General features: G+C 38.0%; 19 protein-coding genes. 7 read left to right on the plus strand and 12 right to left on the minus strand.

The genetic code is table 11. The features are described 5' to 3' along the window. Positions 1–155: 155 nt before the first annotated feature. Together AB4J89_RS15450 and AB4J89_RS15455 are read left to right on the plus strand one after the other, a co-directional pair. On the plus strand, positions 156–869 hold the full coding sequence (locus tag AB4J89_RS15450) for a hypothetical protein (protein ID WP_368469835.1): 714 nt from the start codon (positions 156–158) through the stop codon (positions 867–869). A gap of 103 nt (positions 870–972) precedes the next feature. Further along, entirely contained in the window at positions 973–2,955 is a 1,983-nt protein-coding gene (locus AB4J89_RS15455; RefSeq protein WP_088494250.1) for an acyltransferase family protein, read from the plus strand. An 81-nt stretch (positions 2,956–3,036) separates the two neighbouring features. Here AB4J89_RS15455 and AB4J89_RS15460 read toward each other — a convergent pair whose 3' ends face one another. From AB4J89_RS15460 to AB4J89_RS15470, 3 genes are read right to left on the minus strand one after another with little or no spacing between them, the layout of a single operon-like run. Then, the gene (locus AB4J89_RS15460; protein ID WP_088494251.1) at positions 3,037–3,750 is read right to left on the minus strand and encodes an MgtC/SapB family protein; all 714 of its coding nucleotides are present in this window, start codon (positions 3,748–3,750) and stop codon (positions 3,037–3,039) included. Between the two features lie 34 nt (positions 3,751–3,784). After that, positions 3,785–5,032 (minus strand): MFS transporter, encoded by a 1,248-nt coding sequence (locus AB4J89_RS15465; protein WP_088494252.1) that lies wholly within the window; start codon positions 5,030–5,032, stop codon positions 3,785–3,787. A 13-nt stretch (positions 5,033–5,045) separates the two neighbouring features. Continuing rightward, positions 5,046–5,867 carry an MBL fold metallo-hydrolase gene (locus tag AB4J89_RS15470; RefSeq protein ID WP_088494253.1) on the minus strand — a complete coding sequence of 274 codons (822 nt, stop codon included), beginning with the start codon at positions 5,865–5,867 and terminating at the stop codon, positions 5,046–5,048. 345 nt (positions 5,868–6,212) lie between these two features. Between AB4J89_RS15470 and AB4J89_RS15475 the strand changes: the two genes are divergently transcribed. Both AB4J89_RS15475 and AB4J89_RS15480 read left to right on the plus strand, forming a co-directional pair. Then, a complete protein-coding gene (locus AB4J89_RS15475) occupies positions 6,213–8,420 on the plus strand; it encodes an extracellular solute-binding protein (protein WP_088494254.1) in 2,208 nt (735 codons plus the stop codon). Positions 8,421–8,506: 86 nt separating this feature from the next. Further along, on the plus strand, positions 8,507–9,253 hold the full coding sequence (locus AB4J89_RS15480; protein ID WP_311755531.1) for a phosphoribosyltransferase: 747 nt from the start codon (positions 8,507–8,509) through the stop codon (positions 9,251–9,253). 317 nt (positions 9,254–9,570) lie between these two features. On the opposite strand, the gene ytfE is transcribed toward AB4J89_RS15480, so the two are convergent. From ytfE to norV, 3 genes are all read right to left on the minus strand, one after another. Next, a complete protein-coding gene (gene ytfE / locus AB4J89_RS15485) occupies positions 9,571–10,233 on the minus strand; it encodes an iron-sulfur cluster repair protein YtfE (RefSeq protein WP_088494256.1) in 663 nt (220 codons plus the stop codon). Between the two features lie 135 nt (positions 10,234–10,368). Next, positions 10,369–11,523, minus strand: a complete 1,155-nt coding sequence (gene norW, locus AB4J89_RS15490; RefSeq protein WP_088494257.1) for an NADH:flavorubredoxin reductase NorW — start codon at positions 11,521–11,523, stop codon at positions 10,369–10,371. Beyond that, on the minus strand, positions 11,520–12,968 hold the full coding sequence (gene norV / locus AB4J89_RS15495) for an anaerobic nitric oxide reductase flavorubredoxin (RefSeq protein WP_098941608.1): 1,449 nt from the start codon (positions 12,966–12,968) through the stop codon (positions 11,520–11,522). Before norV ends, norW begins: the two co-directional genes overlap by 4 nt. A 190-nt stretch (positions 12,969–13,158) precedes the next feature. On the opposite strand from norV, the gene norR reads away from it, so the two are divergent. After that, positions 13,159–14,676 carry a nitric oxide reductase transcriptional regulator NorR gene (norR, locus tag AB4J89_RS15500; RefSeq protein ID WP_368469840.1) on the plus strand — a complete coding sequence of 506 codons (1,518 nt, stop codon included), beginning with the start codon at positions 13,159–13,161 and terminating at the stop codon, positions 14,674–14,676. A 98-nt stretch (positions 14,677–14,774) separates the two neighbouring features. Here the strand turns inward: norR and dmsD are convergent, their stop codons facing one another. The 4 genes from dmsD to AB4J89_RS15520 all read right to left on the minus strand — a co-directional run bounded on the left by dmsD (position 14,775) and on the right by AB4J89_RS15520 (position 19,377). Next, the gene (gene dmsD, locus AB4J89_RS15505) at positions 14,775–15,344 is read right to left on the minus strand and encodes a Tat proofreading chaperone DmsD (protein WP_368469842.1); all 570 of its coding nucleotides are present in this window, start codon (positions 15,342–15,344) and stop codon (positions 14,775–14,777) included. Between the two features lie 78 nt (positions 15,345–15,422). Next, positions 15,423–16,322: a dimethyl sulfoxide reductase anchor subunit family protein gene (locus AB4J89_RS15510; protein WP_368469844.1), complete on the minus strand. Its 900-nt coding sequence runs from the start codon at positions 16,320–16,322 to the stop codon at positions 15,423–15,425. Continuing rightward, complete coding sequence (locus AB4J89_RS15515; protein WP_075673997.1) at positions 16,319–16,960, minus strand: DMSO/selenate family reductase complex B subunit; 642 nt, start codon at positions 16,958–16,960, stop codon at positions 16,319–16,321. The genes AB4J89_RS15510 and AB4J89_RS15515 overlap by 4 nt, the downstream gene beginning before the upstream one ends. Then, a complete protein-coding gene (locus AB4J89_RS15520) occupies positions 16,957–19,377 on the minus strand; it encodes a DMSO/selenate family reductase complex A subunit (protein ID WP_368469846.1) in 2,421 nt (806 codons plus the stop codon). The genes AB4J89_RS15515 and AB4J89_RS15520 overlap by 4 nt, the downstream gene beginning before the upstream one ends. A 446-nt stretch (positions 19,378–19,823) precedes the next feature. Between AB4J89_RS15520 and AB4J89_RS15525 the strand changes: the two genes are divergently transcribed. Next, positions 19,824–20,609 (plus strand): helix-turn-helix transcriptional regulator, encoded by a 786-nt coding sequence (locus AB4J89_RS15525; protein WP_088495979.1) that lies wholly within the window; start codon positions 19,824–19,826, stop codon positions 20,607–20,609. A 69-nt stretch (positions 20,610–20,678) separates the two neighbouring features. Here AB4J89_RS15525 and AB4J89_RS15530 read toward each other — a convergent pair whose 3' ends face one another. Next, positions 20,679–22,178: an MFS transporter gene (locus AB4J89_RS15530; RefSeq protein WP_368469849.1), complete on the minus strand. Its 1,500-nt coding sequence runs from the start codon at positions 22,176–22,178 to the stop codon at positions 20,679–20,681. Between the two features lie 85 nt (positions 22,179–22,263). Here AB4J89_RS15530 and AB4J89_RS15535 point away from each other — a divergent pair, with 85 nt between their 5' ends. Continuing rightward, positions 22,264–22,818, plus strand: a complete 555-nt coding sequence (locus AB4J89_RS15535; RefSeq protein ID WP_088494263.1) for a TetR/AcrR family transcriptional regulator — start codon at positions 22,264–22,266, stop codon at positions 22,816–22,818. A gap of 80 nt (positions 22,819–22,898) precedes the next feature. On the opposite strand, the gene AB4J89_RS15540 is transcribed toward AB4J89_RS15535, so the two are convergent. Next, the gene (locus AB4J89_RS15540; RefSeq protein WP_088494264.1) at positions 22,899–23,654 is read right to left on the minus strand and encodes an ABC transporter ATP-binding protein; all 756 of its coding nucleotides are present in this window, start codon (positions 23,652–23,654) and stop codon (positions 22,899–22,901) included. Position 23,655 lies beyond the last annotated feature (1 nt).

Here is a 23,655-nt window from a genome sequence, read left to right on the forward strand (position 1 = left end):
TATAGATAGACCCATTTTTTAACATCTCTCCCCCTTTGATGTGACAGTGGCTTTTAGAAGAAAGCCACTTTTTTATTATTGACTCTAAAACTTGATTTTAAATGCCACTCAAACCAAAGTACGAGTTACTATTTTATTCTTATTAAGGTGTACGGATGGCATACGAATTCCTGACACAAGCAACACTCAAAAAACTGGCAACTGGCGAAATTTGGCAACGACAAGTTAATGATGAAAGTATTATTGATGTCAGCTTAAATGCAGGGCAATTAATAATTTCTCAGCCTGAAATTGAGGAAAGCTTTATTCCTTTTAGTCAAAAACTAATAGCTTATTGTGAACAGCTTGCGCTTAAGTTTCCATTTATTGAATTGACTCAACCACAAGAATTTCATTCCACATTATTAACAATTTTTAATCAACAAAATGAGCAGTTTAAACTGCAACGACCCGTATTATTATCGTGGTGTCATGAGATTGCAAAAATCTTTAATCAAATAAAAAGTATCGAAATTTTATTTAATGACGTTGTACTCACATCCAATGGCAGTTTGATATTAACGGGTATCTCAGAGGAATTAACACTTTTTAGGCAGCAAATTTATCAGCAAATCCCAATTGAGAGCGTGCTTCATAAAGACATTATTCATATCACACTTGGGCGATTAGGTGAAAATACGCCATCAGCAGAGATGAAGCAGCTTTATGATGAGCTAGAGCAAAACCGATCATTAATACATCATGCGATTAATACCCCTATTATTATTCGACATCCAAAATTTGTGGTAAGCAAAGGTTCGCTTTCATCTGAAGTGCAATTGGGTTTAACGATGGAATTTAATCAGTTATGGCCATTTCGGTGCTATTAATATTAAGTATTAAATGGCTATCACATCTTTTTGTGACTAAAGCGATATGGCTAATTAGTATATAATTCAGCAATTCTTTTTATTCGGATTATGTGTTTGGATTATGAATGTCAAATATCGTGCTGATGTAGATGGTTTAAGAGCGGTCGCTGTTATTCTGGTTATCCTTTTTCATTTGGATAACCGCTTAATTCCGTCAGGGTTTATTGGTGTTGATATTTTTTTTGTGATCTCTGGTTTTTTGATTTCGCTGATAATTAAAACTTCATTATCACAAGGTAATTTTTCATTTCGTGATTTTTATAATCGTCGATTATGGCGATTACAACCACTTTATCTTGTTGTATTAATTTCAGTTCTAGTGATTTCTGGGCTTTTTTACCTACCTAGTGATTATTTAGATATTACAAATAGCGAGAAATATGCCTCAGCCTTCCTCTCTAATAAATATTTTGCGAGAGCGACAACCAGTTATGCAGCGCAAGATGCACTCTTTTTACCGTTATTGCATACATGGTCTTTAGCGATAGAGTGGCAATGGTATCTTTTTTTACCTTTTGCGCTTTATTTTCTACATAAAATCAATGCAAAAGAAAGGGTTAATCATTTTTATCTAGTGGTGTTAGTCACTGCTATTTCATTTATTCTGGTGTTTTATTACCAAAAAGATCAACCGAAAAACTACTACTATTTTAGTACGCGGATCTTCGAATTTATGCTGGGAGCTTGTGTTGCCTACTTCCCAACAAAGATAAAACCTAATCAAAGAATAAATGACGTTATTAGCTTAATTGCGTTAGGTGTTATTGTTTGGGTTGCATTTCAAAACGATATTATTGCAGGTTATCCGAACCTTAATACGTTGTATGTTTGTCTTGGTGCTGCGCTAATTATTTATACCGGACAACATGGAAGCATTATTGAAAAAATACTCTCACTAAAGCCAATCGTGATTATCGGGTTATTATCTTTCTCTCTCTATTTATGGCATTGGCCATTATTTGCAGTTGCACGTTATATTGGTGTGTTTAATACAGAACTGCAAAAGGGATCGATGTTAACATTAACCTTACTGCTATCGATTAGCTCTTATTTTCTGATTGAAAAACCGTTTAGAAGAAAGCGCTTAGCCTTTAAATATTCCATCACTCTCTTATTAATTATTCCTATTTTATTTGCTTTTGGGCTAAATGCATTGAATGAAAAATATCAAGGTATTGGAGCAAGGCTTGGTCAAAATTACGTTAATTTAGAAGAAAAATTGAATCAGTTTGATTATCCCAATCGAACTAAATGTATGAATTTTGAAGCCACTGATCCAGATAAAATGTGCCATATTGGTGAAGTAGGAAGTCAGAAAAAAGCCTTTTTATTTGGTGATTCTCATGCAAATCATTATTGGGGCTTTATGGATATTTTGGGTAAAGACGCCAAGATAGATGTATATGCACAAGCAACTTCATCGTGTATTACGCTTCCTAATATTTATCTTTATGACTGGTCTAATCATAAAAATACAGTTTATCAACGTTGTTACGATCAAACGGCGAAATATTATCAACTTATCAAGAATAGCCACTTCGATTATGTAATATTTGGGCAAGTTTGGAATAACTACGCGTCAAATCATGTCATTAATAAGATAGGTGATGTTAGAACCGTTGAAGAGTCTCGCAAACGTGTTGAGAAAGCGATGCGCGAAGCGCTTGATATTATTATTGCCACAGGGGCTAAGCCTGTTTTTATTAAAACAGTTAATTCTATGCCAAGTAGCTTTATGACCTGTTTTTATGAAAATGCAAAATTAAGAAAGGATTTTGCAGATAATAACTGTAACCCAAAAAACTATAAAGGTGAGGGAAACACATGGATGAATCAGTTATTTGTTAAGTTAAAAAAGGATTATCCAACTTTAATTATCATCGATCCTAAAGATGTGCAGTGTGATAAAAATGTCTGTCTAACCGATATAGAAGGTGTGCCAGTTTATCGTGATGTAGGACATATTACAGACTATGCTTCAACAATCTTTGGCATGATGTATTTAGAGCGTTTTGGTAATCCGTTAGTCGTGAAAAATCCTTAACAAGACCATTAATCGATCATCAAAACAATAAAAAAGTGCGCAATTATCTTAGATAAAGCGCACTTTTTATTTTTGAATATATTAATGATCCAAAGAAACAGAATGAACATGTTCAAGCTGTTTTAATGAGCAATAAAATTCGGGTAAGGTAATTTTTTGCCGAACTAACAGTTTCAAGTTCACTTCAACGCGCTCTTTTTTAATATCGCGAATAGTCAGATTCTCAATGACATCTTTATGGCTTTTTAAATACTCAATTAAAAGAGGAACACCGCTTTCATGAGTAAATAACATGCGCACTTTGATCTTACCTAAGCGTTGGTTTTTCATCTGAAATAGCACCACTTGCGGGCTAAGTTGAATAGCCATAAAAAAGAGAACAGTCACAATCATGGCATGCCAATAAAAACCTGAGCCACAAGCAATACCAACACCTGCTGACGCCCATACTATGGCTGCGGTCGTTAGACCTGAAATTGCATCATCGCGTCGATGCAATATAACACCAGCGCCAAGAAAGCCGACACCGCTGATAATTTGTGCCGCTAATCTCATGGGATCACTACGAATATTGTCTGAAATATTGGCGTAATATTCTGCAGATTGAATAGAGACAATGGTTAATAAACAACTGGCAACGGCAATAATGACACAGGTTTTAAAACCGACAGGTTTTCCCTTTGATTCACGCTCTAAGCCAATAAGGCCGCCCAAAATAAAGGCGGCCAGTAATTTAGCGATACTTGATAGTGATAAAGGGCCAATGCTGCCAACAAACTGAATTAATGCGTCCATGGTTTGCTCCTAACGTTGGCCTATTATTCTAAGACTAAGGAGTTACTGCACCTTCTGGTGCTTTCTTATCTTCGTCATTTTTCTTTTTACTCACATCATCTTTAAAGAAGAAGATAAAGAATAGGGTGACAACGGCAGCAACGATTGCTGGATATATCCAGAATGTTGACCACTGTGGTAATGCAGCATCACCTGTTTCTGTTATGGTTGAATTAAAGATTTGACCACAAATAGTGGAAGCAAATAATAAGCCGAAACCATTAGAGACAATAAAGCGTAGGCCTTGTGCTTGAGCACGAATTTCCGGTTTGGCTTTGCGGTCAACATAGATATCACCAGCAGTAAAGAAGAAGTCCCAACATAATCCCTGTAGCATTAATCCGATAACGATAAAATAAAATTCAGTATTTACCGCGGCATAAGAGAAGAATATTGAGCGAATGATCCAGCTAACAGCACCTAAAAGTAATGTAATTTTGAAGCCAAACTTCATTAAGAAGAATGACAATACGAACATAAACAGAACTTCACAGGCTATACCTATTTGCATAATAGACGCCGCGTTATTAAAACCTAATGCTTTAATAAAAACGGGAATATAAGCGGAGTAAGCTGTTTTTGGGATCATTAAAATAAAGATACTAAACATTAAGATAGCGAAATAACGATCTTTAAATAATGAAAGCGCATCTAAACATAAAATATCACGAGTAGAGAATGGCTTACCTTTTGCTTTCGGTGGCGTGTTAGGTAAGGTAAAGCAGTAGAAACCAAGTAAAACACCCACAGCAGAAGCGATATACCAAGTCATCGTACTACCAGAGAAGCCCATTTCACCTAATATAAATCCGATAGCCATAAAACCAAACGTACCGAATACACGAATAATAGGGAAATATTTCACGCCATTAATATGGGAGAAACTAATACTATTTGAAAGCGCAGTTGTTGGATAAAACAATAATCCAATAATGAAAATTAAGAATAAAGTCATGCCACTGTTTTGTGCTTCAATAAATTGAGGAACACAAATAATGACTGCAGCATTAATTAAATGAAGGATGCCCATGACTTTTTGTGAAGCAAAGAAACGGTCAGCCACCATACCAATAAATAATGGGGAGATAATGGTAGCGACACCTAATAAAGCGTAGGCATTACCAATAATGCTTGCCATACCATAGCTACTTAATACCAGCCCCATAGTCATATTCCATGCACCTTGCATGAAATATTGCACAAACATCATTATCAGTAAGCGAGAGGTTATTTTCATATCCATCATCGTTCTCCTCTTAATTTGTTTCTAACGTTAATCCGTCGTAGGCAACGCGGATATTATGAGGAGCACAAACAGCTTCTAATTCGTGATGAAGCAATTTGCCGCTATGTGAAATATGCGAAACGGCAATTTGTGTATCTTGATGTAAACAACCTTGCTGTTGCAGTTTTTCTTTCGCTGCAAATACCGTTTCTAGGCTCATATGATTATCGGTACGATCTTTACCATTGAGTCCATAAGTACATTCAAAAACAACGATATCTAGTGGTTTGTTTTCTAACCATTTCCATGTTAATTCAGGGAACCAACCAGAATCATGCCCATAGAAAATAACCTTGCCATTTTTCTCAATATGATAAACATAGCAAAGTTCCCATTTCGCATGATTAGCGAGTAATGGTGTAATTTTATAGCCATTTCTTTCGACAGTAACAAAAGGAATTAAGCAGTGAAAAGCAAAACGCTCTTTGCTGTAACCAGGTAAAACTTCGATACAACCATTAATCGCACGATCATTACCAAAAATATGAAGAGGATGGTTAATTTCAAAACCATAACCTTCCATTCGGCTAAACAGATCGCCAACATTGAAATGATCCGGATGAGTGTGAGTGAATAGAAGGCTTTCAAAGTTGGTAGCATCCATTCCATCACGCATTAATTGGTAACTAAATGTAGGTGATACGTCGATTAACATAATGTCATCGACAATGGCAGAAGAGTGAGTTCTGATATCTTTCCCACCCAGTTCTCTTGCTTTTAGACAGTGTTCACAACGGCAGAAGGGATTGGGTATGCCTTCTGAGGCAGCCGTCCCTAAAAAATGAAGTTTCATAAGAAATCCCCTTATCCTATTGTTTTATTATGATTTTATTAATTATCTGGTGTTGGCTATCTATAAGTTATAGATTAATTTGAACGTTCCAATAATAAAATGATGAAAATCATTTGCCAATAAATGAAGATCAGATCAGTGATCTCATTCAAATTAAATTTCTTATCATATTGATTAATATTGATATAACTTTTAATTGATATTGATAATCATTTATTTTTGATAAGTAATAAACGCTTGTTTTATAAACAAATTAAAAATGGAACGTTCAAATCAATTAGCAGTAGTCGCGATAAATAATTCAGGTATGCTAGTGAAAGCAGAAATTGAGATGGAAAAAGGTCAATGGCAACGATTAAAGATATTGCAAAATTAGCGGGTGTCTCTCATGGAACGGTTTCTAACGTATTGAATAAACGTGGAAATGTGAGTGTTGAGAAAATTGAAGCTGTGTATCAAGCCGCCAAAAAAATGGGCTATCAATTAAATACGCAGGCTCAACTGTTAAGAACCAATAAAAGCCATAAAATTGCGATACTTCTACCTCAATTAGTCTCTGAAAAATATGCCGTTTTCTTTAATTCCTTAAGACAGTCTATTGCTCACTTTCCTGAGGTCACTTACGATCTTTTTTTAACCGATGATCTTGAAACCACAGAATTAGAGGCGTTACAGAAAATTGCAGCAGGTGGCTATAAACAAGTGATCACCGTTAGCTGTCTCAAAGATGCAAATATCTATTTTGACACGTTAAAATTACCGCCTTCTCAAGTTGCATTTGTTTATCGTGAACCTTTAAATACTCAACGATATTTCACACTCGATTTTGCTCAAGCAGCAGAAGCTATTTGCCAACAGATTGCAAAAACCACAGGTAAATTAGTGGGCATTTTTATGGGAAGTAGCGACTATGTAAATAATCAAAACTTTGCCAATGAATTACAAAATCGACTTTTAGAGAAGGCACCCAATAAGAAAAATGTGGTGCTTTGTGCGTCAGATGAAGAGAGTTATAAAATTGCGTTTGATTTCTTTTCTATGGAGCAAATCCCAGACATATTTATAGCTCAAGATATAGAGAAAGCACGTTATTTAACACAAGCCAGTTATTTCGGTAGTCATAATGATTGCCCACCTATCTTTGCATTGAGCGACAATATTCCACCTGTATTAAAAGGGTTGTATTACTTTCCAATGAATTACGCTCAACTTGGATTAGAAGTCATGGATGCATTAATGCAAGAAGAGGATGAAGGTGAAATAACTGAAAAGAATGTGACTTGTGTGCGTAATCAAAGTGACCATCTTTATACTTTAACTCCGGCGGTTATCAGTGAAGATAAAGCGGATATCAGCCTTAATTTACTGATTTTACCTAGCCCTTCAACCAGTGCATTAAAAAAGCTATTACCTCATTTTTATCGCCAAACAGGCATTAAAGTTAATTTAGCGATACACCCTTACGATGAAGTTTATCAAATATTAAGTCAGTTACATTTGCACCCATATTATGATTTATTGCGTATTGATATGGCTTGTTTTCCTTGGTTTGCAGAAAGAATATTACAGCCATTAGATAAAATCGGTAACGGATTAACAGACTTATTAAATAATTTTTCACTGCCTACTCAGCAGAAATTTAGTTTAGTGAATAATGTTGCTTACGCCATGCCTTTTGATGCCAGTGCGCAACTCTTGTTTTATCGGAAAGATTTGTTTGAAGATCCTATTTTAAAAAGAATGTATTACGAAAAAACAGGTAATGAGTTAACCGTACCGACAACATTTGAAGAATACGATAATGTGACGCAGTTTTTTACTGAACAACATGAAGAAGGGCAATTAAGTCGTCCAATGGGAGCTTCAACAACATTGGGTAGTGCAGGGCTGATCGCAACAGAGTATTTATTACGTTATTACGCAAAAGGCGGGTGTTTAATAGGAAGTCATAATATTCCTAGATTGGAAATGCCTTTAGCGGGTGAAATATTAGAAGAATATTTAAAACAGTTGTCGATCACAGAGAATATTCATAATAAGTGGTGGAGTGAGTCGGTTAGGCAATTTGAGCAAGGGCATCTAGCTATGCTTATCGCTTATATGAATTTATTTAACGACGTTGCTCATAGCAATATTTTACCTAAAACAGGTTTTGCACCTGTACCGGGAAGTATTCCGCAATTAGGCGGTGGCGTATTAGGGGTTTCGCGTTATAGCCAAAAATCACAATATGCAGAGCAATTTTATCGTTGGCTTTATTCCCCAATGGTTATGGATCACCTTATTTTATTAGGTGGAAACAGTAATCATCAAAATTTCAGCCATAACCAAGAAATTAGCCATCGTTATCCGTGGATGACATTGGCTTATCAAGAAATTAATAAAGGAATACGAGAATCATCAGTACCAAATGGCAAATTATTTAATTTACGCCAAGCAGAAACGATTATTGGGCAAGGTATTACTAATGTCGTTAATAATATTATGACGATAGACGAGACTATCGAATATATAAATCAGCGTTTGTTAATAGATACTCAAGGTGAGCGGTAAGGTTTTGATTTAACAGAAATAATAAGGATGTGGGATTTTTAAGAGCTTCATTTAGAGGCATTTATCTTCTTTTTAGGGAATTTTCTGTGGGCTTTGTTATTGATATATCGAATAATTTAGTTACTGTTGATCATGCACATAATGATTTTTGTGTTACAACTCCAAATGGAAATCCAGCTATTCTTTTTCTTGGAGATCTTAAAGTAACTTCTATTTTTTCTCGAACTAAAGGTAAACGAGATCGCTCTTTACCTGGTGATAATAGTCCAATGCTTTATGCTTTAAAGGGAATGCATGGTCTTATCACCAGACCCAGAGATATCGGAATGCTATGTCTTAGTTTTCGTCAAATATTACCCGCCTTTTTAAGTAACACATCCCAATGGGATTGGATTGTTCCTTTACCTTCAAGTAGTTCTGTGTGTAATCGATTTGCTAGCATGGTTCAAAAAAGAACTCAGATAGGTATTTGTCAGCCAAATGCTTTAGATAAAGTAACTTCAGCAGAAGTTTTACGTTGTACTCGAGATTTAAAGATCTCTTCAAAAGATAAAAGTGCTATTCACGAAGATGTTAAACGATTTATCTCATCAAATAGCCTAGAAACTCCATTTCAAATAAAAGCGATAAAGAGAACAAAATTACGTAAATATGTTAATCCTCTTATGTGGGGAAGTATTCTTTGCAGCACTAAGCCTCCACAACGAATATTATTAGTTGATGATATGATAACGACAGGAACATCTTTAGTGTGCGCAGAGAATATTATTAGAGCTCGTTACCCTAATGTGCGAATTGAAGCATTAACAATATTTGGCTCATCTCGAAAATGAGTATGGCTTGCATTACAATTACTATCAATATAGTATTTGTTCAAGAGCTGGTATGAGCGGCCCTGCTCTATAAATTATCGAACGTCGCCCGCGCTGCACCCTTGTATATGGTCAGATCGTAAGGATCAAAATGTATACACCTTAGGAAGCGGATAAGGCAACAATGCAAAGTTGTAAAATATTGCAAGTTTAGATCTGTATTGTTTAAGCAAAAAGCACCTATTTAAGGTGCTTTTTGTCGTTTAGGTGAGCTAATTTAAAGTAAGAATATGGCTTTAAAAGGGTAAGGACGATAATCAAGTAAGTCAGGATTGTAATTACTCGCCCGCTAATGCTCTTGGAAATAATAAGTTGTTTTCTAAGCTAATATGATTCATTAAATCGTCAATAAACTCATTAATACCATTATAAAGTACTCGCCATGTGGTGCAGGCTTCAGGTGGTGGTGTGACGTTTTTGGTAATAAATTTAATCACTTCAACAATTTCACCTGCATCATCATGTTCGTGTTCCATAACACTAATAGGGGCCCCAGCTTGGCTTCCCAATCCATTTTTTATCATAGGAAAGAGAATGCGTTCCTCTTTCATCATATGGCTTGTTAGTTCATCTAATAATAGCGTTAATTGACGAGATAACCCTTTAGGGACAGTCGGTTTTGCTTCATGAACTCGTTCTACTTTTTCTGCTTGTAGAATAAGCTCCGGTAATTGTGCTCTGTGTTTGTCATGATAACGAACAATAATAAAATCAATAATTTCACTCAATGGAGCTTGTCGCCAATCTTTTTCTAATGGCTGTTCTGAAAGGGCAATTAATTTACTTTCAATTTCATCAATGTTGAGTCCTGCTTTCTCCGCAGATTTGCTTAATGTTCTTTTTCCTCCACAGCAGAAGTCGAGGTTATATTGGCGGAATATGGCACTGGCGCCGGAAATGGATAGGGCCAGTTGGCCTAATGGTTGGTCACGTAAGTTCATAATATCCTCGTCATACTTCAAGTTGCAGCGTTGTTGACTGCATTCATTCGCACTAGTCACATACTTATGAGTATCTGTTTGTGTCTATTCAAGTTATAGCGTTGCTGATTTTTCTTAGCGATATCACCGCTTAAATTAAGCGGACAGTGCTCTTAATAAAGCAAAAGCTTCTTTTACTTGTTCTTCCGTTACGACAAAGGCGCGCAATACGTCGTTTTCATCAAAGCCTTTGGCGATAACACCCGATTGTGTTGTATTAATATTCCACGTTAAGTCATTACGAGCAGTTTCACCGGCAAGATGTAGTGGCATTAACGGTGTTTTCACCCGAATAATCATCGGTGGTAAATTAAGAGGTGCATTGTTTTCGCCCACAAGTGATTTTGCTAAATGCATTGCACTTAATTGTATTGGCTGTAAAAAGGGTAATAAATTACCGTTGATTTGTGCACAATCGCCCAAGGCATAAATATCGCTATTACTGCTTTGCAGATATTCATTCACAATAATCCCACGATCAGTATGCAAACCTGCAAGATGGGCAAGCTCTATATTCGGCGTGAGTCCTGTTGCGGCAATAACACAATCAACGGTTAATTGATGATGTCGATTAAATGTCGCTAAAATACCGTTGTCGGTTTGTGCTAATGACTGTAATGGTGATTTCAGCATTAATCGCACACCAATTTCAGTGAGGCTAGATTGCAAGCGGCCACTAAGATCGGAGGGGATCAGGGAAGATAATAATTGTCCTGAAATATCTGCAAGGATCACTTCTTTACCTGCCCGACTAAAGTCCATCGCTAATTCAGTACCAATTAAACCCGCACCTAAAATTAATACGCGCTTAGCTTGATGAATTTGTGCTTCATAAGTTCGATATTCTTGTTGGCTATTAAGCGTAAACATTAACTCATGACCCGAAATAGCAGGGCAATAAGTTTTAGCGCCAGTCGCTAATACCAATTTATCGTAATACCATTGCTCACCTTGAGTGCTCTGAATACGTTTTTCATCCGTATTAATATCAACAATTTGTGTATAAGGATAAATGGCTAGTTGATATTGTTGCGCAAAGTCTTCAGCTGTTTGTTTTGTTAGATCATCCGCATTTTGAGCCTGACTAATAACATGGCTTAAATCCGGCTTGTTATATTCATCAATGCTGTCTGAGGCAATGAGGGTAATGGGAATATCTGCATTAAATTTGCGAATATTTTTGACTAATTGGCGCGCGGCAAACCCCGCACCAATAATAACAATCCCATTATTGAGAAGATCTGTACTCATTTTGCCTCCTTTGCAAGCGCATCAAAGACATCTTTTCCTAATGAGCATTCAGGGCATAAGAAGCTATCAGGGACTTCACTCCATGGTGTATTAGGTTGAACGTTTTGCATTGGTTCACCTACTGCTGGATCGTAAATCCATTGGCATACACTACATTGCATACGTGGACCTAAATCGATAGCTTCAACACTTGTGGTAACTTCAGGTTGTGATGAGGTTGTACAACAAGATTGGGTCGCAGGAAGTGGCGCTAAAGCCCATTGACGTGCAATTTCACGGCCATACTCACGACAAATCTCTTGTGCTTGCATGTCTGGACGCCATTTGGTTTTTAGTGCTAGTGCGGTTTCAAATCCAGCATCCATCAAGCGGGTTTGAATACGGTCAACGGCACCGCCATTCCAACCATAACTCCCAAAAGCAGCGGCTTTCTTATTACGAAAACGTAAGCCCGTCATCTCTTCAAGCATGGCGGCGATTTTTGGCATCATGACATTATTCATTGTTGATGAACCAACAAGCACGCCTTTAGAACGAAATGCACTGGTGATAATGTCATTTTTATCACTTTTGGCGACGTTATAGCTTTTTACAAACACGTTAGGATCAATTTCATTGATACCTTGTGCAATGGCATCTGCCATCATACGGGTATTGTTAGACATGGTGTCATAGAAAATAGTGATGCGGTCTTCTTGATAGTCTGCTGCCCATTTTAGATATAATTCAACGATTTGTGTTGGATTATCACGCCATACCACACCGTGAGAAGTGGCAATCATATCAACAGGTAAATTAAAGCCTAAAATTTCATTAATTTTGGGTGTTACAAGGCGGCTAAATGGCGTCAAAATATTGGCGTAATAGCGTTGGCATTGCTCAAATAATTCTGTTTGGTCAACTTCATCGTTAAATAAACGTTCATCACAATAGTGCTGACCAAAGGCATCATTACTAAATAAAATCGCGTCACCCGTTAAATAGGTCATCATGCTGTCAGGCCAATGTAGCATAGGCGTTTCAACAAAAATCAGTTGCTTACCATTGCCAATATCAAGGCTATCGCCTGTTTTAACGATATTAAAATTCCATTCAGGGTGATGGTGATGACCATTGATTGAATCAATCGCATTTGCTGTGCAATAAATTGGGGTATTAGGAATAAAAGACATTAGCTCAGTAAGTGCGCCAGCATGATCTTCTTCTGCATGATTAATAATAATGTAATCAATCTCTTCCAGATTAATTTGAGCTCGTAAATTTTGTACAAACTCGCGACTAAATTTATGGTCAACCGTATCAATAAGGACATTCTTTTCTTCACGTATTAGGTAGCTGTTATAGCTACTTCCTAATAATGTTTTATATTCAGTGCCATGAAAATCACGAACTTCCCAGTCACGTTGTCCAACCCAATTAACATTATTTTTAACATGAATAGCCATTTTGTATTGTTCCTTCTCATTAATCTTTTCATAGGGATATGTATAGATATAATCAAGAAGCGTGCCAGTTTTTATCTTGTTGTTTTAAAATGACTTTTGTTTTTACGGTGATTTAAATATTGTCAATATGACTATCTTTATCATGTCAAAATGACCATAATAACAGTCATAATGACTATGAGGTGTTTTTATGGGCTTTTCCGTTGATGTGTTGGCTAAAATTGCCATTGAATTACAAAAAGATGTGGGTCATCAAGATAGATTTCAGCGACTGGTGACCACGCTTCGGCAAGTGTTAAATTGCGATGCAGCTGCGTTGCTTCGTTATGAGCCTCATCAATTTATTCCATTAGCCATAGATGGTCTTGTACCTGATGTTTTAGGTCGTCGGTTTTTACTTGAAGGACATCCTCGCCTTGAAACTATCGCGCGTGCGGGCGACGTGGTTCGCTTCCCCGCGGACAGCGATTTACCCGATCCTTATGATGGACTTATCCCAGATAGAGAACATTTAAAAGTTCATGCTTGTGTGGGATTACCATTATTTGCAGGGCAAGATTTAATTGGTACGCTAACACTTGATGGAATGGACCCTCATCAGTTCGATACTTTTAGTGATGAAGAATTACGTTTAATTGCTGCATTAACCTCTGGTGCATTAAATAATGCGTTATTGATTGAGCAACTCGAAAATCAAAATATGTTATTTACGCCAACCAATACGTTTAAGCCTACAGTAAAAACAGAAATTATTGGTTTATCACCTTCGATGATGCAACTGAAAAAAGAGATAGAAATTGTTGCACCCGCAGATATGAATATTTTGGTGAGTGGAGAAACGGGAACGGGTAAAGAGCTGGTGGTAAAAGCCATTCATGAAATGTCTAATCGTGCAGATAATCCGTTAGTCTATTTAAATTGCGCGGCACTTCCTGAGAGTGTGGCAGAAAGTGAATTATTTGGGCATGTGAAGGGAGCTTTTACCGGCGCAATTAGCCATCGTAGTGGTAAATTTGAAATGGCAGATAATGGAACTTTATTTCTTGATGAAATAGGCGAATTATCATTATCACTCCAAGCTAAATTACTGCGTGTCTTACAATATGGTGATATTCAACGTATTGGTGATGATCGTAATTTACGCGTTAATGTGCGTGTATTAGCGGCAACGAATCGTGATTTATGGGAAGAAGTATTAGCGGGAAATTTTCGTGCCGATCTTTTCCATCGGTTAAGCATTTTTCCTTTACATGTTCCGCCATTACGAGAAAGAGATGAAGATATTTTGCTATTAGTAGGTTATTTTTGCGAGCAATATCGTCAGCGTTTTAACCTCACGCAAGTGATTATTAGTCCTGAATTACGCCTTTATTTATTACACTATTCTTGGCCAGGCAATGTTCGTGAATTAGAACATACCATTCATCGAGCAATTGTGTTGGCAAGAGCTGGAAATAAAACCGATAGCCTTATTTTACAAGTTAGCCATTTTGCTTTAGGGGCTGAAAATCCAGTTCACTCTACTTCTCAAACATTACCTTCGGAAGAAAAGAATTTAAAAGAAGCAACAGATGAATTTCAGCGGGATTTAATTAAACAAGCATTGCTACGTAATAACCAAAATTGGGCGGCAACGGCGCGAGAATTATCACTCGATCCCGCTAACTTACGTCGTTTAACCAAACGATTAGGATTAAAGTCGTCATAATTTAAAAAGAAATGTCTTAAACGAAAAAAGGTAATTTGGGTGCGTGGTCCAAATTACCTTAAATAATTATGTTAGGATGATAAGTTGTTAATAAATTTCTATTTTCTGAATGCGTTCACCGTGATGGTTACCAGTTCTGTTAATGTGCTATAAAATTGGCCATACCCACTCATTTTTAATTTATTTAAATAGTGAGGTAGCCATGTGGTCAAATGAAGGGATAATAATTCATTAACCGCTTCTTCTCTGTTTTCCGATGCCAATACCGCTGCTTGAAATAACATCAAACCGATATGATCAACAGGCTCTGGAAAAGGCGTGTTTACTTTTAAGCGTTCCCGTTTTAAAAACTCACTTAGTGCAAGGGTAGAATCCCCTTGTAATAAGCCTTCAGGATCTAAATAGACTGAGCCCCAAGGGGGGGCTGGCAATGCATTAGGGCCAACAAAAAGATTTTGCCATTGGGTTTTTAATTGCTCTGTATCGATAGAAACGGAATCAATTAAACGTTCACACAAGCGGTTTTCAATTTTACAAGGCCACTGTGCTGCAAAATCCCCAGTTTTAAAAAAGTTGAGTGCCGTTTTATTGGTGTCATCATCAGGTGGGAATAAATAACAAATTCCCAATAAATTAAATGCAGCCGCATAATAAGAGAGTCTGCTCATAATTTTTGATACTTCCTTAAACAAACCCCAATGAATGAGGTTTGTTTTTTATTATTTAAACAACAAGCTCAATTACAATTAGTGAATTGAGTAGAAAACATAACGCAACATAAAGTCAGCGATAATCGCGATAACGCAACCAAGTGCAAAAATAGACTCGGTTGTTTTACCTTGATTTTTAGGGGCTAGGAATTTCACTAAACTATAGCCACAAGCCAATACTGCAAAGGTTGCTAAGATCCAGCATGTAGTACGTAATGAACCAATGGAGTAATACACTTGAATAGGTGATAACGGGAATGTCACCGATTTTTGGCTATATAACGTGCTAGTTAAATATTGCTCATAAAAAGGTTGATACAGTAATCGACCGATTAAGCTAAATGCCATTATTCCCCATAATTGCCATTTCCAGCGCATTGGGAAAGAGTCTTGTGGTATTTCAATACCTAACTTACTTCCTATGCGTTGTAATACTTTGATCAGCAAAAAGAAAATAGCAGCACCAAGCGTTAGCATCGCACCAAAGAACATCACGTAAGTATTAGGGTCCACCCATGTCAAAATGGAGGTATGGCGGTAAATCGATGCCATGCAATAAATATCAAATAATCCAATCAGAATGCTGGTGCTTAATAACAGCATTGAGAGTTTGCGAGTGCGCCAGAGCCATAAAAAGGTTAATCCTAGACAACCGACAAAAATAGCAGTGACGGCGACTTCACGACTTAGCCAAGCAGAAAAAACATTTCTAATGGCATTGGGGGCATTTAATGGCACACCTAAGTGAGTAATTGAAGCGATAGAGCCTAAACCAGCTAATCCACAAATAACAAATAAGGCTAACAGCATAAAACGATAGTAGCTTTCTGCATTGAGATAATGAGAAAGGCGACGAGCAAAAAGCCCTGTTGTTAGCGCAAGACCAATGGTCGCATTCATCATAAATGTGAAGATTAATAATGACCATTCGTTCATTTTCTTTCTCCCTTATTATTAATTCCGTCATTATTGGCACCCTGATGTGGGTTAATAACAAGGTTTGGATGCGTTATTTCAGGGGAAGGTAAACCCGTGACATAATCTAAATCGCCATAGCGTTCACGTAGTTCATCAATAGGACCAAATTGGATCGCACCTAACGGACAAGTCGCAACACAAACGGGTTGTTCACCTTTTTGCTGTAAATCGATACAAAAGTCGCATTTTGACATCTGTTTGGTTTCTGGATTCATTTGTGGCGCACCGTAAGGGCAAGACCACGCACAAGCACCACAACCGACACATTTGTCTGTATCTACCATGACAATGCCGTCGCCTTCACGCTTATGCATTGCTGTTGTTGGGCAGTTTTTAACGCAGATTGGGTCGTCACAATGGTTACAAGAGATAGACAACGTGTAAGCAAAGACATTATTGACCAGCGCACCTTTAGGATTGCGGGTATAACCGCCGCCAGTGATTTCATAAACACGACGAAATTTGCGTCCAACATCGAGGTTGTTTTTATCTTTACAAGCAACCTGACACGCCTTACAACCTGAACAGCGAGCGCTGTCGATATAAAATCCTAACTGTTTGTTGCTCACAGCGGGATAAACGATAAATTTACTCATGCTTTTGCTACCTCGACCAATAATGTTTGGTGAGCATTGCCGTGTGCCATTGCGGTGCTACGGGATGATGTTAATACGTTGGCACATCCACCTTGATCTATGCCTTTTGCATCAGGTTGCCACCAAGCACCTGCTTGCAAGGCGACGACACCAGGCATAATTCGCTGTGTTAATTTGACGGGAACCATCGTGATCCCACGATCGTTATACACTTTGACTTTTTCGCCTTCTTTGATGTTTCTATCTTGAGCATCTAACGGGTTTAGCCAGAGTTCTTGGCGCTGTACTTCTTGCAACCAAGGGTTGGCAAATTGCGTTGAGTTTGCGCGGTTACGCCCTTTCCATGTGATAAGTTGTAACGGGAATTTATCTGTTAACGTATCTTCAGGGCCCTCAATGGCGGGTACATAATGAGAGAGCGCAGGAATATCGACATTATTCATGTCATATAAACGCTTAGAGAAAATCTCAATTTTGCCTGATGGCGTTGGGAATGGATTATTCTCGATATCTTGGATATTTTTCTCAAACGCCACATTTTGAGTATGTGGACGATGTTTTAATAGATGACGACGTTTAACTAACAACTCTTTAAAGGTTGGAATACCGTCTTCAGGGCGTTTAATACTCGCGTCATCGACTAAATATTCAATCCAATCGCGATCAGTCTCTTTGCCTTCACTAAATTGCTCACCAACACCTAATTTATCGGCAACTTCACGTAACCAGTCGTAGTCAGTGCGGCGTTCAAATTCAGGCTCAATCACTTTTTCAGAAAGAATAATGTAGTCGCCATAGCTCCATGTACCACCGATATTCCAGCGTTCTAAGAAGCTGGTTTCTGGCAGTAAAATATCGGCGTATTTTGCACTTGGGGTTAGATAGAGATCACTACAAACGATAAATTCTACTTTTGATTCATCTTCAAGTACTTTTGCAGCATGAAGAATATCGGTATTTTGGTTGGTCATGTAGTTACCCGCCATTGAGAAAATCATCTTGATTTCAGTATCAAGTTTCTCGGCGTTCAGTAACCCATTTTGTGGCGTGACTAAATTCTTATCTTCACACGCTTGTACCCAGTTGGTGATATTGATTTTCGCTTTTACTGGGTTAGTTAATAGGCTTGGCCCTGCAATGGTTTTACGCAGTTCAGAGTTTAATGCCATGCCATAACCCGCAGCCCAACCACCACGAACACCCACATTACCAGTGATAGTCGCAAGTAATGTCGCACCCCGCGCCGTCCGTTCACCACAAATATGACGTTGAGGACCCCAGCCTTGCATTAATGCCGCCGGTTTTGTCGAAGCATATTCACGAGCTAATTGCTTGATAGTATCTGCTGGTACTTTAGTGATGGTTTCAGCCCATTCTGGGGTTTTCTTAACACCATCTTTTTTACCCATTAAATAGGCAACTAAAGACTCATTTTCACCTACACCTTCAGGCATTTGGTGTTCATCAAAGCCAACTGTGTATTTATCGATAAAGGCTTGATCGTGCAGATTTTCGCTTACGATGACATACATCATCGCATCCATCATGGCGTTATCTGTCGTTGGCAGTAACGGGACCCACTGATCAGCTAAAGAAGAAGCGGTATCTGAATAACGCGGGTCAACGACAATAAATTTAGTGCCGTTTTTCTTCATTTTTTGGAAGAAATGATTTGAATGACCAAAAATAGTTTCGTTAGGGTTATGACCCCATAAAATCACAAGAGGGGTATTTTCTAACGTATCGAGTGTGCTACCACTGGCAGCTGTACCGTAAGTATAAGGAGTGACCGCAAGGGTATTACCGTTACTGACAGAGTGATAGTTTTCCAGAAAACCGCCTGTGATATTAAACAGACGACGTAACATATTCGCACCAGAGAAAATACCGCCAGTCACACCAGTACTTAAACTCACAAAGCGAGATGCTGGACCATATTGCTGGTTAATACGTTGCATATTTTGCGCAATAAGGGTGGTTGCTTCTTCCCAAGTGATACGTTCGAATTTACCTTCGCCACGTTTACCCACGCGTTTCATTGGGTATTTTAAACGGTCTGGATGATAGACAAATTTACGATAACCACGGCCTCGTACACAGGCACGCATAATTGGCATTTCTTCATCTAAATCAGCATCTGGGCGTGTACTAATACGGGTAACTTTGCCGTCTTTTACATGGGCACGAATGTCACATTTACCGCCACAGTCAAAGCTACTGCAAGTTGAAACAACGCGCTCACCATCTTCGGTTGTTATTGATTTTACTGGGATAGCGTTATCAGTTGTCGCAGCAAAAGAGTTTGATGCGAGAAAAGGAAGGGTGACTAATGCTGAGCTCGCTTGAATAAAGTGACGGCGGCTAACATCGTTGAGAATGCTCTTTGTATCACTATCGTGATCGGACTGATTGCTCATAATGAACTCTACCTTAAACATAATAGGCGGATCCCGATATACCCGATACTTGATATAAAGAATGTGCGTGATTTTTCTAGGCTATGAATAAAGGGAATGTCTGGTATCCGCTGCATTATTATTGAATGCATAGATAATTGCAGAATGCTCGAAATAACATCTGCGAGAGGGATAGTAGTTGATTAATCTTTTGCCAACATTCTAAAACCAGACAATGACATTTGAATTTCAGCCTATTTACAAGGGGTGTTAAAAGCTCGTTTTTTGATTGTTAATAGGGTTTGTTAAATAGATATCAAGAAGGTTTAAATTTCACATAAGGCGTTTTCGTTGTTTATTTAAATATATAACGATTTTAATTATATAGGTCATTATTTGCCAGTGTGTAGAGTGTGGGATAACTGCTATATTAAAAGAACGAAAATAAAAAGAGAGTGACCAAAATTGTGAGAAATGTACCTTTAAAAAGCGTTGATTCACTTGACCGAGATGTTATTGCGCTGGGTACAGACTATTTGCCCAATACGTTGTTAGAAACGCATCAACATCGTCGAGCTCAATTTTTATACCCTGCAACGGGTTTAATTGAAGTGAGTACAGATGATGGTGAGTGGGTTATTCCACCGTCTTGTGGGGTGTGGATCCCACCAGAAACTGGGCATGAAACTCGTATGTTAGATGTGAGTACTCGAAGCTTGTATATCGAGCCTTCTGCTGCTCCTCGTCATAGCAAACAATGTGAAGTTGTCAGTGTTTCCCCTCTTTTTCGCCAACTATTGCTTGAAGCCGTAGATGTGCCCGCAGAATATGATAAAAAAGGGCGAGATGGGCTTTTAATGCAGTTAATCTTATGTGAATTAGCGAAAGCAAAACCGTTACCGTTTTTTGCACCTATTCCACAAGACAGTAAATTAGCTAAATTATGTCGTGATTTTATTCGTAACCCAAAAATAGATTCTTTACCGCAACAGTGGGCAGATAAATTACATAAAAGTGAGCGCTCTTTTAGCCGCTTTTTCCGCCAACAAACAGGAATGTCATTTTCACAATGGCGACAACAAGTCTGTTTATTGAATTCATTAACACAAATCTTATCGGGACGCGGTATCACCGAAATTGCCTTTGATTTGGGTTATAACAGCGCTGGCTCATTCTCGACGATGTTTAAAAAACAGATGGGACAATCACCTTCTCACTTTAGTATGGATGCACTGGATATCGATAGGTTTTAGTTGAGTACTCTATCGTTATAAAAAACGCGTCATTTAGACGCGTTTATTTTGCAAAAATCACTTCACAATTTAAGCTATTTTTGTCCTTACAGAATTACGCAAGCAATAAGGCAGGGCGACTAAGCTAAGTGCGGTAATAATTGCCGTCGCGGTTAACACCACGAAAAAGGCATTTTCAAAGGCTAAATTTGCTTGAGATATCACAAGAGAAGCCATGTCATTGGGTAACTTCTCTGCCACAATCAGCGCTTCATCTAAACTGTCATATACCGCATCATCAATGGTTAATGAGTCTGGTAACATCAGTTTTAAGGTGTATACCGTACTCATCAAACTGCCCATAAATGTCACGCCAATCACACTACCGAGCTCATAAGCTACATCTTCAATGGATGCCGCCATTCCCGCTTGTCTATCTGCCACACTTAACATAATTGATGTCGATGCGGTGGTAAAAATAATACCTAAACCAAAGCCGATTAAGAATAAGCTGCCGATTAATACCATTGGAGATGTTGTTTGATAAACAGCAATTAACCACAGATTTCCCACTAAAGTAAGCATAAATCCGGCAATAATTAAGCGAACTTCACCTAAACGCACCAAGAAATAACCTGCCAATGGAGAAGCCAGTACAGAGCCAATAGGAATGGGCAAAATGACCAACGCTGCATTAAGTGGGGTAAAACCTGCGACAAGTTGTAAGCGTTGGCTGAGCAGTAATTCAATACCCACAATGATCACCATAGAAAGCACGGCCATTAAAATACCGATACTAAAAAAGCGGTTTTTAAATAGCCCAAAATCAATCATTGGGTGAGTTTGTTTACGCTGACGTAAGGTAAATAGAGTGAGAAAGATCACGGCAATCACTGTGGCAATCGTGGCTTCACTCCACTGTGTATAAGGTTTTCCTATCTCTTTTAAGGCATAAATAGCGCTGATCAAACCCACTAAAATCAATATTGAGCTTAAATAATCAATTTTATGATCACCATGTCCTGAAAACGTAGGGATAAGCCAAAAAGAAAACGGTAGTACAAAAAGAACAATGGGAACGTTAATTAAAAATACAGAGCCCCACCAAAAGTTATTTAATAAAATGCCACCAATTAAAGGCCCTAACGCCGCACCGCCCGAAGCAACAGCAGACCAAATACCAATCGCAATAGCACGCTCTTGTGGATCGCTAAAAACTTGGCGCACTATTGATAGTGTTGCTGGCATACTCATTGCCGCGCCCACAGCTAAAAAACCCCGAGAAGCGATTAAAGCGGTAGCTGAAGGTGAAAATGCCGCGCACAATGAAGCGAGTGCAAATAGCGGTAATCCACTAATAAATAATGTTTTATGACCAATCCTATCTGTGAGCATACCTGCTGCGGGTAATAATCCAGCAACAATTAATGGATAAGCATTCATTATCCAAAGTTTCTCTGATGCACTTGCGTTTAAATCATGAGTTAAACGTGGTAATGCGGTATAAAGCACTGTTACATCAACAACAATGAGAAACAGCATGCTAGATACCAAAAGTAATACTATCCAACGTTTATAATCTTTTATCATAGAAATCTCAGTTATTTTTATGTGTATTATTTTTACTAGCGGCTATAATATAAATCCATACAATCGTATTGAAAAGGGGTTTTTTATGGGACGTCAAAGAACTATTGATAGAGAAAAACTACTAGAAGCTATCTTCGACATTGTGATGGAGCAAGGCGCAGCAGCGTTAACGATTGATACTGTTGCAAAAAAAATGGGGATCTCAAAAGGGGGCGTTCAATACTGTTTTAGCAGTAAAGAGGCGATGATTGATGCAATGTTTGATTTCTGGGAAGAGAGTTATGAAACTCAATTCAATAAGATAGTTGAAAGTGATAATTCCCCTGACAATCGTGTTGCTGCACATATCCATGCCACACATCATCACGATAAAGTCTCTTTTGCCAAAGGCGCTAGTTTGATGGCGGCGTTGCTACAAACTCCAGAATATCTACAAAGTACTAAAGAGTGGTATCAACAACGATTAGCCGGTATCGATACGACAACAGAAGCGGGAAAACGCGCACGATTGGCATTTTTAGCAACAGAAGGTACCTTTTTACTGCGTTATTTTGGATTAATGGATATTGATGATAATGAATGGCAATCTATCTTTGAAGATATTGATTCAGAGTTACTTCAGCAAGGGAAAAGGCAATAAAAAAGCACGCTGTTAATGAGAAGAACAACATGCTTTTTATTGAAGATAATCGGCTAAATGGTTTTAGTAATACGTTGTAATTAGTAATACATAGCAATTAGCTTATTATCGAGCTCTTTAACGTCAACGGGTGTGTCGAAGATATCTTCGATAATATCTGCTTTCATGATCTCTTTGGGTGAACCGTGATAATACAGTTGTCCGTTACGCATGGCTAAAATATAGTCAGAGTAAACAGAGGCAAAATTGATATCATGAATAACGATAATAATAGTTTTTCCTAATTCATCTGCGGCTTTTCGCAGAAGTTTCATCATTATTACCGCGTGTTTCATATCAAGATTATTAAGCGGTTCATCAAGCATGACATATTCAGTATCTTGACATAGCACCATTGCAACATAGGTACGCTGACGTTGCCCACCCGATAATTCATCTAGATAGCGATGACGAAATTCAGTCAGATTTAAAAAGGCGAGTGACTCATCAATCACTTTTTTATCATCGAGCGTTAAACGCCCTTTGCTGTAAGGATAACGCCCAAAGCCAACTAATTCTTCTACGGTTAAACGACTAACAAACTGGTTTTCTTGGCGCAGTATTGAGAGATTTTTAGCAAGAACATCGCTATTAGTTGCAGCAACATCCATACCGTTAACGCTTACCATGCCACTTTCAGGAAGTAATAAACGTCCAATAACAGAAAGTAGTGTGGATTTACCCGCGCCATTAGGGCCAATGATCGAAGTAATACCGCCACGTTGAATTGTTGTTGTTATATTATCGAGAACGGTTGTGTCTTGATAACGTTTTGATATTTTGCTGATTTCAATCATA

Source organism: Proteus sp. STS61-E (assembly GCF_040932335.1).
Lineage (GTDB): Bacteria > Pseudomonadota > Gammaproteobacteria > Enterobacterales > Enterobacteriaceae > Proteus > Proteus mirabilis_B.